At 64.2% G+C, this 14949-nt stretch carries 16 protein-coding genes; 9 read left to right on the top strand and 7 right to left on the bottom strand.

The genetic code is table 11. The features are described from left to right. Positions 1 to 2 precede the first annotated feature (2 nt). Entirely contained in the window at positions 3 to 428 is a 426-nt protein-coding gene (locus NLM27_RS34915) for an HIT family protein (protein ID WP_254147584.1), read from the bottom strand. 90 nt (positions 429 to 518) lie between these two features. On the opposite strand from NLM27_RS34915, the gene prmC reads away from it, so the two are divergent. Both prmC and NLM27_RS34905 read left to right on the top strand, forming a co-directional pair. After that, complete coding sequence (gene prmC / locus NLM27_RS34910) at positions 519 to 1412, top strand: peptide chain release factor N(5)-glutamine methyltransferase (protein WP_254147583.1); 894 nt, start codon at positions 519 to 521, stop codon at positions 1410 to 1412. Positions 1413 to 1875: 463 nt separating this feature from the next. Continuing rightward, a complete protein-coding gene (locus NLM27_RS34905; protein WP_254147582.1) occupies positions 1876 to 2670 on the top strand; it encodes a DUF4167 domain-containing protein in 795 nt (264 codons plus the stop codon). A gap of 135 nt (positions 2671 to 2805) precedes the next feature. Here NLM27_RS34905 and NLM27_RS34900 read toward each other — a convergent pair whose 3' ends face one another. Next, positions 2806 to 3552, bottom strand: coding sequence for a methyltransferase domain-containing protein (locus tag NLM27_RS34900; RefSeq protein WP_254147581.1), 747 nt, complete (start codon positions 3550 to 3552; stop codon positions 2806 to 2808). A gap of 107 nt (positions 3553 to 3659) precedes the next feature. Between NLM27_RS34900 and gloB the strand changes: the two genes are divergently transcribed. The 3 genes from gloB (at position 3660) to NLM27_RS34885 (ending at position 5633) form a co-directional block, all read left to right on the top strand. Beyond that, positions 3660 to 4427 carry a hydroxyacylglutathione hydrolase gene (gene gloB / locus NLM27_RS34895; protein ID WP_254147580.1) on the top strand — a complete coding sequence of 256 codons (768 nt, stop codon included), beginning with the start codon at positions 3660 to 3662 and terminating at the stop codon, positions 4425 to 4427. A 23-nt stretch (positions 4428 to 4450) separates the two neighbouring features. Beyond that, the gene (locus NLM27_RS34890; protein WP_254147579.1) at positions 4451 to 4873 is read left to right on the top strand and encodes a cupin domain-containing protein; all 423 of its coding nucleotides are present in this window, start codon (positions 4451 to 4453) and stop codon (positions 4871 to 4873) included. 76 nt (positions 4874 to 4949) lie between these two features. Further along, positions 4950 to 5633, top strand: coding sequence for a flavin reductase family protein (locus NLM27_RS34885; RefSeq protein WP_254147578.1), 684 nt, complete (start codon positions 4950 to 4952; stop codon positions 5631 to 5633). An 8-nt stretch (positions 5634 to 5641) separates the two neighbouring features. Here the strand turns inward: NLM27_RS34885 and NLM27_RS34880 are convergent, their stop codons facing one another. The 3 genes from NLM27_RS34880 to NLM27_RS34870 all read right to left on the bottom strand — a co-directional run bounded on the left by NLM27_RS34880 (position 5642) and on the right by NLM27_RS34870 (position 8787). Next, on the bottom strand, positions 5642 to 6511 hold the full coding sequence (locus tag NLM27_RS34880; protein WP_254147577.1) for a DMT family transporter: 870 nt from the start codon (positions 6509 to 6511) through the stop codon (positions 5642 to 5644). A gap of 116 nt (positions 6512 to 6627) precedes the next feature. After that, positions 6628 to 7353, bottom strand: coding sequence for an acetoacetyl-CoA reductase (phbB, locus tag NLM27_RS34875; RefSeq protein ID WP_254147576.1), 726 nt, complete (start codon positions 7351 to 7353; stop codon positions 6628 to 6630). Between the two features lie 255 nt (positions 7354 to 7608). Then, positions 7609 to 8787 (bottom strand): acetyl-CoA C-acetyltransferase, encoded by a 1179-nt coding sequence (locus NLM27_RS34870; protein WP_254147575.1) that lies wholly within the window; start codon positions 8785 to 8787, stop codon positions 7609 to 7611. Positions 8788 to 9083: 296 nt separating this feature from the next. Between NLM27_RS34870 and phaR the strand changes: the two genes are divergently transcribed. Then, positions 9084 to 9677, top strand: a complete 594-nt coding sequence (gene phaR / locus NLM27_RS34865) for a polyhydroxyalkanoate synthesis repressor PhaR (protein ID WP_254147574.1) — start codon at positions 9084 to 9086, stop codon at positions 9675 to 9677. A gap of 175 nt (positions 9678 to 9852) precedes the next feature. Here the strand turns inward: phaR and NLM27_RS34860 are convergent, their stop codons facing one another. Continuing rightward, positions 9853 to 10740 (bottom strand): branched-chain amino acid aminotransferase, encoded by an 888-nt coding sequence (locus NLM27_RS34860; RefSeq protein ID WP_254147573.1) that lies wholly within the window; start codon positions 10738 to 10740, stop codon positions 9853 to 9855. Positions 10741 to 10857: 117 nt separating this feature from the next. Here NLM27_RS34860 and NLM27_RS34855 point away from each other — a divergent pair, with 117 nt between their 5' ends. Continuing rightward, the gene (locus NLM27_RS34855) at positions 10858 to 11793 is read left to right on the top strand and encodes an alpha/beta hydrolase (RefSeq protein WP_254147572.1); all 936 of its coding nucleotides are present in this window, start codon (positions 10858 to 10860) and stop codon (positions 11791 to 11793) included. Between the two features lie 10 nt (positions 11794 to 11803). Here NLM27_RS34855 and NLM27_RS34850 read toward each other — a convergent pair whose 3' ends face one another. Continuing rightward, entirely contained in the window at positions 11804 to 12052 is a 249-nt protein-coding gene (locus NLM27_RS34850; protein WP_254147571.1) for a hypothetical protein, read from the bottom strand. A 216-nt stretch (positions 12053 to 12268) separates the two neighbouring features. Here NLM27_RS34850 and NLM27_RS34845 point away from each other — a divergent pair, with 216 nt between their 5' ends. Next, positions 12269 to 13141, top strand: coding sequence for a hypothetical protein (locus NLM27_RS34845; protein ID WP_254149007.1), 873 nt, complete (start codon positions 12269 to 12271; stop codon positions 13139 to 13141). 211 nt (positions 13142 to 13352) lie between these two features. After that, positions 13353 to 14936: a sensor domain-containing diguanylate cyclase gene (locus NLM27_RS34840; protein ID WP_254147570.1), complete on the top strand. Its 1584-nt coding sequence runs from the start codon at positions 13353 to 13355 to the stop codon at positions 14934 to 14936. Positions 14937 to 14949: the final 13 nt, after the last annotated feature.

Raw genomic sequence — 14949 nt, 5'->3', positions numbered from 1 at the left:
TCCTAGCCACCCAGCGCCGCGATCATCCGCTTGGCATGATCGGCGAGCACGGCCATGTCTTCCTTGCGCGTCTGCGCCGGCAAGAGCGCGATGCCGGCCCTGACCGGCATGACGTGCATGTGCAGGTGAAAGACCACCTGCCCGCTCGCGGGCTCGCTGAACTGCTGGAGGATGATGCCGTCCGCGTCAAACGCCTTCATGGCCGCAATTGCGATCCGCTTGGCGGTTCGGGCGACTGCGGCGAGATCGTCATCCGCGATGTCGAGAATGCCGCGCGCCGGCGCCCGGGGAATGACCAGCGTGTGCCCGGGCGAGCGCGGCATGATGTCGAGGAAGGCGAAGCTGCGGTCGTCCCTGAAAACCTCGAAACAGGGGATCTCGCCGCGCAGGATTTTTGCGAAGAGATTTTGATCGTCATAGGCCGCCATCGAGCCCTCCCTCGCTGCGAACTGCGATCAAACGCGCTCCTTTCCGTTGACGCAAGCAAGCCGGTCGATCTATCCACGATGCCAGGCAGGATGGTTCCTTTGGCGACAGATTTCGATTCCGGACATAGCATCGAAAGTGCGCGGCGTATGCTTGCGGCACTGTTGCAATCGGCCGGTATCGAGGAGCCCGGCCTCGATGCGCGCCTGCTCGTCGGGGCTGCGCTGAGGCTTGACCTGACCGGCATGATGACTCAGGCGGCGCGGCTCTTCACCCCCGAAGAGGCTGCGCGGCTCGAAGCCTATGCACAGCGCCGGCTCGCGCATGAGCCGATCGCCCGCATTCTCGGCGCGCGGGAGTTCTGGGGCCTGCCATTCCGCCTGTCCGAGGCAACGCTGGTGCCGCGTCCCGATACCGAGACCGTGGTCGAGCTTGCGCTCGAGATCCTTCGCGAACGGCAGGTCCCGCACCCGCCCCGCATCGCCGACATCGGCACGGGATCCGGCGCGATCCTGCTCGCGCTGCTGCATGAAATTCCTGATGCATTCGGCGTCGGTACCGACCTCAGCCTGACTGCGCTCGTCACCGCCAGGGACAATGCCACAGCTCTCGGCCTCGCCGGCCGCGCCGCCTTCGTCGCCTGCTCCTATGCGGCGGCGCTCTCGGGCCCTTTCGATCTCATCGTGTCGAACCCACCCTATATCCCCTCGGCCGAAATCCCGAAGCTGAGTATCGAGGTACGCGACCACGATCCGCACCTGGCGCTCGACGGCGGCAATGACGGATACGACGCCTATCGTGCCCTGATCCCGCAGGCGAGCGAGCGTCTCGCCCCCGGCGGTGCGCTGATCGTCGAGGCCGGACAGGGCCAGGCCCGAAATATTGAAACCTTGATGACGGCCGCAGCGTTATCGGTGGACAGGCCACCCAAGGCCGACCTGGCGGGTATTCCGAGGGCCGTATCGGCCCGAAAAATGCCCCCATAAAAGCCGGATTGGCCCGCAAAAAGCTCTTGGAATATCCCGTGGGAACGACTACGTTCCGGTCAACACATCGGTGCCGGCCCCGTAGACCTACGGGTGAAAGCCGGGCTCTCGGGCGAGAGCTTTACTGATTTAAAGGTTCCAAGCCGCAGGTCCTGTTGAGCGCGATGGCCAGTGGAGCTGCGCTGCTCTCCGACCGCAACGTGAACGAAAGCCAGATATTGCGCTTGAAGACTTACGCAAGAAAGCTGGGCTTGTTTCGGCAGGCGATATGAATGGGTTCGCTGGCAATGAATGCTGGCGGGTGGGGAACGCGTCTTTGTTGAACGCGACGGTCGACGAACATCGGCAGGGTTCAGGCCGCTCTTGCGCGCGGTGCGCGCGGGAGTTGTGAGCCGCTGTCATCAGGTCACTCCTAGCAATCAGTAATGCGTGTAACCTTTAGGGCTGGAATTAAAGGCAGGACATGAGAAACGGTCAGAACAAGCAGCGGATGCGCAACCGCAACAACAATAACAACAACAACAACCGGCGCGGCCAGAACCCGATGACCCGGGTCTACGAGTCCAACGGACCCGACATCAAGATCCGCGGCACGGCTTCGCACATCGCCGAAAAGTATCTCCAGCTCGCGCGCGATGCGCGGTCCTCCGGCGACCCCGTTGCAGCCGAGAATTACTACCAGCACGCCGAGCATTATTTCCGTCTGATCGCGGCGGCCCAGGAGCAGTTCCGCCAGAACCAGCAACCGCGCGGCGACGAGCCCGTCAGCAACACCAGCGGCGACGACGGCGAAGACGACGGCGAGAATTTCTCGGCCTTCGGCCAAGAGCCGGGCTTCGTTCCGCAGCCGCAGCAGCAGCCCTTCATGCGCGACCGCGACGGCCAGCGCGATCATCACCAGCGTGACCATCAGCAGCGCGACAATCAGCAGCAGCCCTATCAGCGCGAGCAGCAGCAGCCGCGCGAGCACCGCGAACGCGACCATCGTCCGCAGCCGCAATACCAGCCCCAGCCGCAACCGCAGAACCAGCCGCAGCCCGTCATCGCCGATGCCGGCAGCGTCGATCGCCTGCCCTCCTTCATCACCGGCGCGCAGCCGCAAGTGAATGTTGGCGCGAATGCCGGCCAGGCCGGATTCGAGGCCGGTGGTGGCGGCGGCGAGCGCTTTCCGCGGCGACGTCGCCGGCCGCATGGCCCGCGTCCCGAGCGTGAGGCCGCGCCGGCCGCCTCCAGCGACGAAGTCGCCCCCGGCGAGTAAGCCCCTTCTGATTTCAGACCTGAATCGTCCCGGCCTCGCCGGGACGATTTGTTTCTGACGACAATCGGTGGCCCTGTTGCACCTCTCCCGCAAGCGGGAGAAGGAACGGACCGTCTTCCCGGCAACGCTTGTGCCTCAGCTGCGCGTCACCGTCGTCGAGGACGGCACCAGCACGGGCTTCGCCAACGAGGGAATCAGCCGTGCCCGCTCGCGCTTGGCGGGGATCGCGCGGTAGACCTGCTTGGTGGCTTCAACGATATGCACGCCCGCAAAGGGCAATGACAGCGCCGCACCCGCACGCTCCCACATCTGCGCCGATCTCAGTACCCAGCCGCCGGCATAAGGCGGCATGAACAGCGCCTCGCCCCAGGCGGTCGGCGTGAACCAGGTCTGGCGCAGGAGCTCGGTGATCTGCGAGCGCGAATAGGGCCGGCCATGGCCGAACGGCGTGCTGTCGGTGCGGGTCCACACCCCACGCCGGTTTGGGATCACCGCCATGACGCGACCGGATGGCGACAGCACGCGCCATACTTCGCGCAGCAGCGCAGCCGGATCGTCCGACATCTCCAGCGCGTGGACCAGGAGAATGCGGTCGACCGCGGCGTCGGGAAGTGGCAGGGAGAATTCGTCGACCAGCGAGGCCAGCGCGGGCCGCCCCGTCGGCCATTTCAGGACGCCCTGGGCCGCCGGCATGAACGCGATGCAGCGCTCCGCGTCCTCCCGGAACAGCCCGAGATAGGGCGTGGGGTAGCCAATGCCGAGCACACGCTGGCCCTCGGCGCGCGGCCACCGCTCCCTGATGCCGCGGTTGATCATTTGTCGCGCCACGATCCCGAGGCGGCGGGAATAGAACTCGCGGAGGTCGACGACGTCGATGCTCATAACGACAGTGTAACATGCGCGAGGCCACCGCCGCGCGCGGAATATTGCATTGCCTGCGCGACGTTAACGCCATATTTGTCTGGCGGGCTGAGCGCGATGGAGATGTCATGGCCGCCGAAATTCGTACTTTCACCTGTTTAAGTGACAATTTCGGTTATCTGATCCACGATGTGGAAACCAAGGCGACGGCGTCGATCGACGCGCCGGAGGCCGGCCCCATCCTCAAGGCGCTGGACCACGAGGGCTGGCAGCTCACCGATATCCTGATCACCCATCATCATGGCGATCATGTCGGCGGGGTCGCCGAACTCAAGCAGAAATTCAATTGCCGCGTCGTCGCGCCACACGACAAGACGACGAAGATCGCCCACGTCGACTTGCGCGTCGTCAATGCCGACGTGGTCAAGATCGGTAATTTGCTGGCGCGCGTCGTGGAGACGCCCGGCCACACGCTCGATCACATCTCCTACGTGTTCGACACCGAGAAGACGGTGTTCGCCGCCGACACGCTGTTCTCGATCGGCTGCGGCCGCGTGTTCGAGGGCACCTACCCCATGATGTGGGATTCGCTTCTGAAGCTGCGCGCCCTGCCGGACGACTTCAAGCTCTATTGCGGCCACGAATATACCGCCTCCAACGTCAAGTTCGCGCTGACCGTCGATCCCGACAATGCGGCGCTGCAGGCGCGCGCGGCGGAAGTCGCCAAGCTGCGGGCCGAGAACAAGCCGACCATTCCCTCACTGCTTGGTGACGAAAAGCGAGCGAATGTGTTCCTGCGCGCCGATGACCCCTCGGTCGCGGCCAGGCTACACATGAAGGGCGCGGATGCCGCCGCGGTGTTCGGCGAACTGCGCGAACGCAAGAACAAGTCCTGAAGAGCAAGTCCTGACGGGGATCGATGCCGACCGCTGCCGAGATCATCGCGCGCCTCGAACTCCGTCCGCATCCCGAGGGCGGGCACTATCGCGAGACGTTTCGCGACCAGACCACTGATACCAACGGGCGGTCGCGCTCCACCTTGATCTATTTCCTGCTTGCGCGCGGCGAGCGCTCGCACTGGCATCGCGTCGATGCGGTCGAAACCTGGCACTACTACGCCGGCAGCCCGTTGACGCTTCGTATCGCGCACGAGGGCTGCACGCAGCACGTGGTGCGCCTCGGCACCGATCTTGCGAATGGCGACCGGCCGCAGGCGATCGTGCCGGCGCAGGCCTGGCAATCCGCCGAGACGACGGGCGAGTGGACGCTGGTCGGTTGCACCGTAGCTCCGGCGTTCGAGTTCGCAGGCTTCGAGCTCGCACCACAGGGCTGGGAGCCTTGAATCCGCGATCCGGAATCGGGTGGGTTCGATCCGCGGCACGCCTTAGGACAGCGCTTCCACTGAAGAAGAGCGCACGATGCACGGAACACTCGGTCCCGCCGCCGTCCAGATCGACCCGGCTATTTTGTATTTCGGAACACCCGTCGTCCTGATCGGATCGACCAATGACGACGGCTCTCACAATCTCGCGCCGATGTCTTCGGCATGGTGGGTGGGGTGGCGCTGCATGCTCGGGCTCGCGCGCAATTCCAAGACCACCGAGAACATGATTCGTACCGGCGAATTCGTGCTCAATCTGCCGTCGGCGGGTCTCGTCGCCACCGTCGACCGCCTCGCGCGCACCACTGGGTCGAACCCCGTGCCGCCGGGAAAACTCTATCGCGGCTACCGGCACGAGAAGGACAAGTTCGGCCTCTGCGGCTTAACCGCGCTCGGGAGCGACACGGTCAGCGCGCCGCGCGCTGCCGAATGCCCGGTGCAGATGGAAGCGAAGGTCGCCTATGTGCACGAGATGGCGCAGGACGACGCGGTCTGGCGCGGTCATCTCGCCGCGATCGAAGTCCGCATCACCCGCGTGCACGCACACCCCGACATCATGATGAGTGGGGCGCCCAACCGCATCGATCCCGACAAATGGCGGCCGCTGATCCTGAGCTTTCAGGAGTTCTACGGGCTGACGCCGCAACGCTTGCAGCGCTCCGAGCTCGGACAGATTCCGGAAGCGATGTATCGGCCACCAGGCTGGCAGCCGGCGCTTTAGTGTCGCGCTTACCGTTTCCGCAGCACCATGTCCTTTGCCGCGATCAGGCCGCCGCCGGCGATCAGGATTGCGGCGAGAGCGATGTTGGTGCTGGCTTGTGCAAAGCCGGCAGCGATGAGGAAGCCGGTCGAGAGCAGCGGCGTCGCGTAGGAGGCGGCGCCGAGCACGCGGATATCGCCGCGTTTCATGCCGATGTCCCAGGCGTAGAAGGCGGCACCGACGGGGCCGATGCCGAGCGCGATGACCGAAAGCCATTGCAGCGTCGTCTCCGGCCACACGGTGGTCTCCAGCGCGCCATGCATCAGCGCGGCCAGCAGAGAAGTGGCAAGGCAGAAGCCTGCTACCGCATCGGTCGGCACTGCCTTCAATCGGCGCGACAGCACCGAATAGGTGGCCCAGACGAAGGCGGCGATGAAGGCTGCAATCAATCCCGGAACCGCGCCCGGCTCGAAACCGCTGGTATTGCCGACGAACAGCAGGACGGTGCCGACGAGACCGAGCACGGCGCCCACGATGTGATGCAGGGCGAGCCGCTCGCCCGGCAGGAAGGACGAGAACAGCACGATCAGGAGCGGCCACATGTAGTTCAAGAGACCGGCTTCGGCCGGCGGCGCGAAGCGCAGCGCGAGGAAGTACAGCGCGTGATAGCCGAACAGGCCGCCGACGCCGACAAGCCACACGACCAGCGGCTGACGCAGGCTTTTTGCCGCATCACCGCGACCGATCCAGGTCAGCAGGCCGACGACACCGCCGATCGCGAACGTCATCGCCGCGAGCTGGAACGCCGGGATCTTTCCGGTCGCCACTGTCATCACCGACAGCAGCGACCACATCAAAATCGCGGTCAATCCGATCAGCGTCGCGGTGCGGGCGGTCATCGATCAATGGGCTCTGAGGACGTTTATGCCCGGCACGAGGCCGGGCATTTTCGTCTTCACTATCGCCTTGTCGCGCCTGAGGCTACAGGCTTTTGGCGCAAAGGCCTGCGGCCGGATCAGGCCTGATACTGGCCGCCATTGATGGTCATGGTCGATCCCGTGATGAAGCCGGCCTCGTCGGCGGCCAGGAACACGACCGCCCGCGCGATCTCCTCGGGCTCGCCGAGCCGGCTGACCGGGATCTGCGGGATCACGCTCTTCTCCAGGACGTCCTTCGGCACCGCCTGCACCATTTCGGTGTTGATGTAGCCGGGGCAAATTGCGTTCACGGTGATGCCGCCTTTGGCGTTCTCGAGCGCGAGCGCCTTGGTAAAGCCGATGTCGCCGGCCTTCGCCGCGGAGTAGTTGACCTGACCGAACTGCCCCTTCTGGCCATTGATCGACGAGATCGAGATGATGCGGCCGAACTTGCGCGAACGCATGCCCTCGATCACCTGACGCGTCATGTTGAACAGCGAGCCGAGATTGGTGTTGATGACGGCGTTCCACTGCTCGAGCGTCATCTTGTGGAAGGCAGTGTCGCGGGTGATGCCGGCATTGTTGACGAGCACCTCGACCGGACCGAGATCAGCCTCGACCTTTTTCACGCCCTCGGCGCAGGCGTCGAAATTGCTGACGTCCCATTTGTAGACGGCGATGCCGGTCTCGGCCTTGAACTTCTCCGCCGCAGCATCATTGCCGGCATAGCTCGCCGCCACCTTGTAGCCAGCCGCCTTCAGCGCCTTGCTGATCGCAGCACCGATGCCCCGCGTACCACCCGTGACCAATGCAACACGTGCCATATCGTATTCCTTCCCTTGGACTCTTCGGACGTTTCTGACGTGATCGTTTTTTAACTACGGATTATGCGGGACGTTTGACGGACATCAAGAACAAAACGCCCGGCATTGAGCCGGGCGTTTCTCTTTAGTCGAGGCGTGCGCAGTTGCGAAGAATATTTGATTTGCAACCGCCGCCTTTTTAATCGCGTGCAACGCACTCACTCATGTGTGCAGCGCACGCGCAAATGACGCGTAAGTTACGTGTCAGGTCCTTTCTCAGTCGCGCGCCAGACACATCGCGATACCCATGCCGCCGCCGATGCACAGCGTGGCAAGGCCTTTCTTGGAATCGCGCTTCTGCATCTCGTGCAGCAGCGTCACCAGCACGCGTGCACCGGATGCGCCAACCGGATGGCCGATCGCGATCGCGCCGCCATTGACGTTGACCTTGGAGGTATCCCAGCCGAGGTCCTTGTTGACGGCGCAGGCCTGCGCCGCGAAGGCTTCGTTGGCCTCGATCAGGTCGAGATCGCCGACGCTCCAGCCGGCCTTCTTCAGCGCGGCGCGCGAGGCCGGGATCGGGCCCGAGCCCATGATCTTCGGATCGACGCCGGCCTGCGCCCACGACACGATACGCGCGAGCGGCTTCTTGCCTTCCTTGGCGGCCTGCTTGGCGGTCATCAGCACCACGGCGGCAGCACCGTCATTGATGCCGGAAGCAGAGCCCGCGGTGACCGTGCCTTCCTTCTCGAAGGCGGGACGGAGCTTGGCCATCGCGTCGAGCGTGGCGCCATGGCGCGGATATTCGTCGGCGCTGACAACGACGTCGCCCTTGCGGGTCTTGATGGTGACGGGAACGATCTCGTCGTTGAACTTGCCGGCTTTCTGCGCGGCCTCCGCCTTCTGCTGCGAGGCGACCGCGAACTCGTCCTGCTGGGCGCGGGTGATCTGCCACTGCCGCGCGACGTTCTCGGCGGTGTTGCCCATGTGGTAGCCGTTGAAGGCGTCCCACAGGCCGTCCTTGATCATGGTGTCGACCAATTCGAGACCACCCATCTTGACGCCGCCGCGCAGATACTGGGCGTGCGGAGCCATGCTCATGGATTCCTGGCCGCCGGCGACCACGATCTCGGAATCGCCGTTGAGCAGCGCCTGGTAGCCAAGCGCAACCGTGCGCAGACCGGAGCCGCAAAGCTGGTTCACGCCCCAGGCCGGGCTCTCCACCGGAATGCCGGCGGCGATCGAGGCCTGCCGGGCCGGGTTCTGGCCCTGAGCGGCGGTCAGGATCTGGCCCATGATGACTTCCGAGACCCGGCCGGGCTCGATGCCACCGCGCTCCAGCGCGGCCTTGATGGCGACGGCGCCGAGATCATGGGCGGGAAGGGTCGCGAACGCTCCGTTGAAGCTTCCGACCGGGGTGCGGGCGGCGCTGACGATGACGACATCGTCTGACATGGGCATCTCCTGAGGCTTGAGGTTCTGAAGAAAGGGGCGGGCGGGCGCTTGAGAAATGGCCCGTCAGTCTCGTCCGGCATCCTGTTAACGTCATTGAACCATGTCAATGCCGCAGCGCATTCAAAATAGCGTTCTTGGCGCTTTCGCAAGCACGTTTTTGCTGTGCAATTAACCGTGGCGCACAAAACGGTAGCGTGAGCCCTTTGAAAATGCTTATTTTGTTGCGTTGCGTACTCTTCCCGCCCTGCGGCATAGCCCGCCGGGTTCCCGTTCTCAGCGTTTGCAAGTGAGAGCCCATGGCGAAATCAGACCAACCCACCACTATCAAGAAATACGCGAACCGCCGGCTCTATAACACCGGAACGAGCACTTACGTGACGCTGGAAGACCTCGCCGCCATGGTCAAGGACGGTGAAGATTTCCTGGTCTACGACGCCAAGTCCGGCGACGACATCACCCGCTCCGTGCTCGCCCAGATCATCTTCGAACAGGAGAACAAGGCCGGCCAGAATTTGCTCCCGACCACCTTCCTGCGCCAGCTCATCCGCTTCTACGGCGACAGCATGCAGATGGTGGTGCCGAAATATCTGGAACAGTCGATCGCGACCCTGACTCAGGAGCAGGAGAAGTTCCGCAAGCAGATCGCCAATACCCTGTCCGGCACTCCTTTTGCCCCGCTTGAGGAACAAGTCCGCCGCAACATGGAGTTATTCCAGCAGACCTTCTCGATGTTCAAGCCCTTTGCCCCATCGGCGCGCCCGACCACCAGCCCAGAGCCGGAGCCCAATGCGAACGCCGAGGCGCCGAAGGACAGCAACATCGACGATCTGCGCCAGCAGATGAAGGAAATGCAGGAACGCCTCGAGCGGATGTCGAAGAAAGACGAGTAGGTTCTAAGCCCCTCCTCAACATCGGCGCCCGCCTGCCGCGGGCGCACGATTGGTACCTTTTGCTCGACTGTCTCATCATCGTCATTGCGAGCGCAGCGAAGCAATCCAGAATCCCTCCGCGGAACGACTCTGGATTGCTTCGCTGCGCTCGCAATGACGGAATAAACGGCGGTACCTAAGCCGCCAGCTTCACCGCATGCGCAAAATCCCAATAGAGCTTGCGCGCCTTGGTATAGAACGGACCCGGCTTGAGCTCGCGCTCGTCGATGCGGATCACCGGTGCGACCTTTGCGAAATTGCCGGCGGAGAAGATCTCGTCTGCGGCGAGGAAGTCAGCGTAGCGCAATGTCTTCTCGACCACGGTGACGCCGTCGCCGCGAAGCAGGCTGATGATGCGCTGGCGCGTGATGCCGTTGAGGAACGTGCCGTTCGGCACCGGCGTATAGACCACGCCGTCCTTGGCCATGAACACGTTGGAATTGCCGAACTCGGCGACATTGCCGAGCATATCGAGCATCAGCGCGTTCTGGAAGCCGCGCGAGGCGGCCTCCGCCAGCGCGCGCGAATTGTTCGGATAGAGGCAGGCGGCCTTGGCCTCGACCGGCGCGCATTCGGCGGTGGGCCTGCGAAACGGCGACAACGTGATGGCGTTGCCGACGGGTTTTGGCATCGGCGCCTCGTAGATGCACAGGCACCAATTGGTGGTCTCGGGGTCGAACAGCACGCCACCGCCCGCCCCGTTCTGCGCCCAATACATCGGACGGACATAGAGCTCGGCATTGGCCGCAAAGCGCGCGATGCCCTCGCGCGCGAGCGTGAGCCAGGTGTCGGTATCGACCAACGGCTTCAGGCCGAAATTGACCGCGGATTGATTGGCTCGGGCAACGTGGCGGTCGAGATCGGGCGCCACTCCGTCGAAGGCGCGCGCGCCGTCGAACACGACCGAGCCGAGCCAGGCCCCATGCGTACGCGGGCCCATGATCGGCACATTGCCGTCGTGCCATTTGCCCTCGAAGAAGGTCCAGCTCGGTGAATATTCGATGGGCTTCTTGATCTCGGCCATGTCGGCCTCCCCTTGGCGTGATGCCGCATTATAGCGCCACTATTGGTCGCCATTTCTAAATGATTCCCTGCAGGAAGATGGTGGGTTACCTTCCCTCCCCGAGGAGAAGAAAGCAGCATGCCGCTCGATCCGCTCGCAAGGCGCTTGTTGACCATGATGACCGCGGCCGCGCCGCAGGCGCGGAGCCGGCCGAGCGTTGAGGCACGGCGGCAGTCGCTGGCGAAGCTGATGCAGTTTGCGCGCGCAGACGCCCCGGATGTAACGGCGTCCGACGGCACGCTGCCTGGTCCCGGAGGAGAGCTGGCCTATCGCCTCTATTCGCCCGCGAGCGCCGGCTCGCGCGCGCCCGGCTTCGTGTTCTTTCATGGCGGCGGCCTCGTCGCGGGCAGCATTGCCACGCACGACCGCATTGCGGCGGCGCTGGCGCATGCGACCGGCTGCCGCCTCGTCTCGATCGACTACCGCCTCGCGCCCGAACACAAATTTCCCGCCGCTGTCGACGACGCGACCGCCGCAACCGAATGGGTGGCGCGGGAGGCTGCATCGCTTGGCATCGATGCCGAACGTCTCGTGGTCGGCGGCGATTCCGCCGGTGCCACGCTGGCTGCGATCGTGTGCCAGGAGGCGGTCCAGAACGCAGGCCTCTCCATCGTCGCGCAATGCCTGATCTGCCCGGTGCTGGATTTCGAGGAGACCTCACCCTCGCGCGAGGAATTCGCCGAAGGCCATCTGATCGATCGCGCCACGATCGAAGCCGATCTCGCCGACTATCTGCCCAACGGCTTAGACGCCGCCGATCCTCGCATCTCGCCCCTGCGCGCGACGCGGCTCGCAGGCCTGCCGACGGCGATCATCCACACCGCCGAATTCGATCCGATGCGCGACGAGGGCAACGCTTATGCCCGCAAGCTGCTCGCCGCGGGGGTCGTGGTCGAGCACGTCTGCCACGACGGCATGGTCCACAATTTCCACGCCTTGGGCGCAATCCTGCCGCAAGCGCAGCTCGTGCTGTCGCAGATCGGCGAGCAGGTCAGGCGGGCGGTGGAGACATAAAAGGCGGGAGTTACGCGCGCGCGTCGAGCACGGCTCTGGCGGCCAAGACATACTCAGGCCAATGCGCGTCCGCATAGCGGCCAGCCTGGCGCGCGCAGGTGACGTCGGGCGCATGAGCGGCCGCGATCGTACGCGCGAAACGCTCTTCGGCGACCGTCACGTCGTCAGACGCAGCCGACGGTACGGCGGCGGTCACGACGGTCGGAGCGACGGCAAAGCCCGCCAGACCAGTGAGCAGGATTCGGCGTGACGTTCTCATGTCTATCGTCCTTCCAATTGTCCGGCCTGCACTCTGGCAGGCGGGTGTGTCAGCGCGATCACGGCAGGGTACCCGCACATATCTGTACAGTCCACCGCTTGCGGATTACGCTTGACCGCACATACGATCACGTTCCATCTAACAACGATCCCGTCATCAAGTTGCCACGCGCCGGATTGCCCCGTGTCTCCTCACCGCCCGTCGCATCTTCAGGCTTTGCGCGCGGCCGCGATGGGATTGCTTTGTCTCATGATGTCGGCAGGCGCAGCCTTCGCTGCCAACGATGATGAGGACGAGCCTACAAAGCCGGCTCTGCCAAACATCTACCTGGATCTCCGCACGATCTATGCGACGATTCCCTCTGGCACGCTCGGGCTCGGCTTCGGCAACACGTCCTTGTCGGCAGCGTTCGCGGCGCTCGCGGCACAACGAGGCGCAACGCTGCCGAACGGCTTGCCGGCTGCCAAATCCGTCGCCGTCGATCTGCCGCTGACCGTGGACGTCAACGATCGCGTATCGCTCTATGGCGGCGTGTCGGGCTCAACGACCGACATCGGTGGCGGCTGGTCCACCTTCGACATCACCAGCTGGAACATCGGCGTGCAGGCCGACATCTACCAGCAGAACGGCGGAAAGATACCGACCATTACGCTGCAATCGACACTCACGCAGTCGGTGCCGAACGAGCAAGGCATGACGACGTCGTTCAACCAAATCGTGGAATTCGACTATGCGCTCGACGAGGACGAGACGCGGGGCTGGCTTGCCGGCGTGCAGTACACTCACACCGACATCGCCAGCCAACTCGCCCGCATCCGGCCGAACACGATCCTCTATGCCGGCGGCTATTACCAATGGCCGAGCAACTGGAAATTCACGGGGCGCCTCGGCGTGCAGTCGTTCGGCGGCGCGCAGCTCGGTGGCCGGACGCTGGCGGAGTCCTTCACCCAGCCGGTCCTGCGGCTCGATCTCGACCGCATGGATGACAATGACAATCGCCTGTTCGGCATCACCGCCCAGATCGCCTGGACGCCGAAGCCGGCCTACCAGGTGATCTTGCGCACACCGCTTTACGCCGTGCGCAACTGACTGTGGTCGCGGGGATTTTCGATCAAGGCGCAGCCACCGTAATTGACCGGACGGAACCAGCGCCTTGTCGCATTTCGCATCAATCGCTTCGCACTGCGCGTCAACCTTTTGTTAATCCTCATCCCAAAACATCGATTGCGTTACATCGCTACAAGGAACCTTGAGCGAGACTGGGCTGGCTGTTTGTGTCGTGTCGCCTTGGAGGCTGCGAATGTCCCGCCTGGTCCCGGAACGGACGTACCTTGCTGGGAAGATCTTTTTCAATTTCGGTCAATCGTCGATCGACTGCGTCGTGCGCCGGCTCTCCGCGGAGGCCGCGACGCTCGAGATGGAGAGCGGCCTCGGCGTGCCCGAGCGTTTCCAGCTCCGGCTCGCGGGGCGCGAGATCCTGACCTGCCGCGTGGTCTGGCGGTCGGACCGCCAGGCCGGCGTCGCCTTCGAGCAGTCGGGCAGCTCCGAGCGCGCGGCCGGTGATGAGCGGGACCGTCCGTCCGACGCGCTGATGCGCGGCCAGATGCTGGCGCTGCGCGCCGCGCTCGACCATGTGCCGACCGGTATCGTGCTGCTCGACTCCGGCCTCAGGGCGCGTCTGATCAACCGGTCGTTTCGTCAGATGTGGCGCCTGCCAGACGAGGTTGCCGACAGCAATCCATCCATTCTCACGCTGCTTCATCACGGACGCGACATGGGCGCCTATGAGGTGCCGGACCCCGAGCTCGATGCCTTGGTGGCGGAACGCGTCCGCGTGATCGAGGCGGGTGACCCGACGCCGATCGATCTGCGCCGGACCAATGGCGACGTCGTGCGTGTCCAGGTCACGCCCTTGCCCGACGGCGGGCGCATGCTGACCTATACGCCCGTCACTGACATCGTGCGCGCCTCCGACGAGCTCAAGCTGCTGCGGGATGCGCTGGAGAACGTTCAGGATGGGATCCTCCTGCTCGATTCCGACATGGACGCCACCTTCATGAACCGCCGGATGCGGCGCTTTTGGGAGGTCAGCGACGACGAGGCGGCGAACCGGCCGGCCTATTCGTCGCTGGTGCGACGCTTGCATCGCGCCAGCGCGCCCAATCTTCCCGCGAACGAGCTCGCGAAGTTTCCGGCGCGGCGCGTCGAGGAGGTCAAGGCCGGTGATCATGTGCGCGACCTCCAGACGATGGACGGAAGACGCATCAGGGCTCATTGCACCACGATGTCGAACGGTGGCCGCATGTTGACCTATGTCGACATCACCGACCTGACTCAGAAAGCGGCGATGCTGGAGACGCTCGCCACCACCGATCCGCTCACCGGCCTCTACAACAGACGCCATTTCCTCGACAGCCTTGATGCGGAATGGAGCCGGTTTCAGCGTTACTATCGCTCCGTATCGGTGCTGATGCTCGACATCGACCACTTCAAGTCGGTCAACGATCGCTACGGCCACGCCCTGGGCGATGCCGCGATCAAGGCGGTTGCGGCCGCATGCCTCGACGGCAAGCGCAAGTCGGACATCGTCGGCCGCCTCGGCGGCGAGGAGTTTGCGATTCTCCTGCCCGAGACCAGTATGTCCCGGGCCAGAACCGTCGCCGATCGCATCCGCAAACGGGTGATGAGCGCGCAGATCCTCGCGGAAAGGATCCAGTTCGGCGTCACCGTGAGCATCGGCATCGCGGAAGCCACCGTCAGCATGTCCGGCATCGACGCGTTGATGGGCGCGGCCGATCATGCGCTCTACCAGGCCAAGGCCGAAGGCCGCAATCGCTGCATCGCCTTCGCGCCCCCGCCGCCTGAGAGCAAAGCGGCGGAGTGATCGAAGGACGCAG

Origin of the sequence: Bradyrhizobium sp. CCGB12, assembly GCF_024199845.1 — a bacterium.
GTDB lineage: Bacteria > Pseudomonadota > Alphaproteobacteria > Rhizobiales > Xanthobacteraceae > Bradyrhizobium.
The sequence above is the reverse complement of the archived record's forward strand: the minus strand, read 5'-3'. Positions and strand labels throughout refer to the sequence as shown.

Excerpts from the sequence above, each read along its gene's own strand:
- NLM27_RS34915 (WP_254147584.1), bottom strand. The coding sequence starts at position 428 with ATGGCGGCCTATGACGATCAAAATCTCTTCGCAAAAATCCTGCGCGGC.
- prmC (WP_254147583.1), top strand. The coding sequence starts at position 519 with ATGGTTCCTTTGGCGACAGATTTCGATTCCGGACATAGCATCGAAAGT.
- NLM27_RS34905 (WP_254147582.1), top strand. The coding sequence starts at position 1,876 with ATGAGAAACGGTCAGAACAAGCAGCGGATGCGCAACCGCAACAACAAT.
- NLM27_RS34900 (WP_254147581.1), bottom strand. The coding sequence starts at position 3,552 with ATGAGCATCGACGTCGTCGACCTCCGCGAGTTCTATTCCCGCCGCCTC.
- gloB (WP_254147580.1), top strand. The coding sequence starts at position 3,660 with ATGGCCGCCGAAATTCGTACTTTCACCTGTTTAAGTGACAATTTCGGT.
- NLM27_RS34890 (WP_254147579.1), top strand. The coding sequence starts at position 4,451 with ATGCCGACCGCTGCCGAGATCATCGCGCGCCTCGAACTCCGTCCGCAT.
- NLM27_RS34885 (WP_254147578.1), top strand. The coding sequence starts at position 4,950 with ATGCACGGAACACTCGGTCCCGCCGCCGTCCAGATCGACCCGGCTATT.
- NLM27_RS34880 (WP_254147577.1), bottom strand. The coding sequence starts at position 6,511 with ATGACCGCCCGCACCGCGACGCTGATCGGATTGACCGCGATTTTGATG.
- phbB (WP_254147576.1), bottom strand. The coding sequence starts at position 7,353 with ATGGCACGTGTTGCATTGGTCACGGGTGGTACGCGGGGCATCGGTGCT.
- NLM27_RS34870 (WP_254147575.1), bottom strand. The coding sequence starts at position 8,787 with ATGTCAGACGATGTCGTCATCGTCAGCGCCGCCCGCACCCCGGTCGGA.
- phaR (WP_254147574.1), top strand. The coding sequence starts at position 9,084 with ATGGCGAAATCAGACCAACCCACCACTATCAAGAAATACGCGAACCGC.
- NLM27_RS34860 (WP_254147573.1), bottom strand. The coding sequence starts at position 10,740 with ATGGCCGAGATCAAGAAGCCCATCGAATATTCACCGAGCTGGACCTTC.
- NLM27_RS34855 (WP_254147572.1), top strand. The coding sequence starts at position 10,858 with ATGCCGCTCGATCCGCTCGCAAGGCGCTTGTTGACCATGATGACCGCG.
- NLM27_RS34850 (WP_254147571.1), bottom strand. The coding sequence starts at position 12,052 with ATGAGAACGTCACGCCGAATCCTGCTCACTGGTCTGGCGGGCTTTGCC.
- NLM27_RS34840 (WP_254147570.1), top strand. The coding sequence starts at position 13,353 with ATGTCCCGCCTGGTCCCGGAACGGACGTACCTTGCTGGGAAGATCTTT.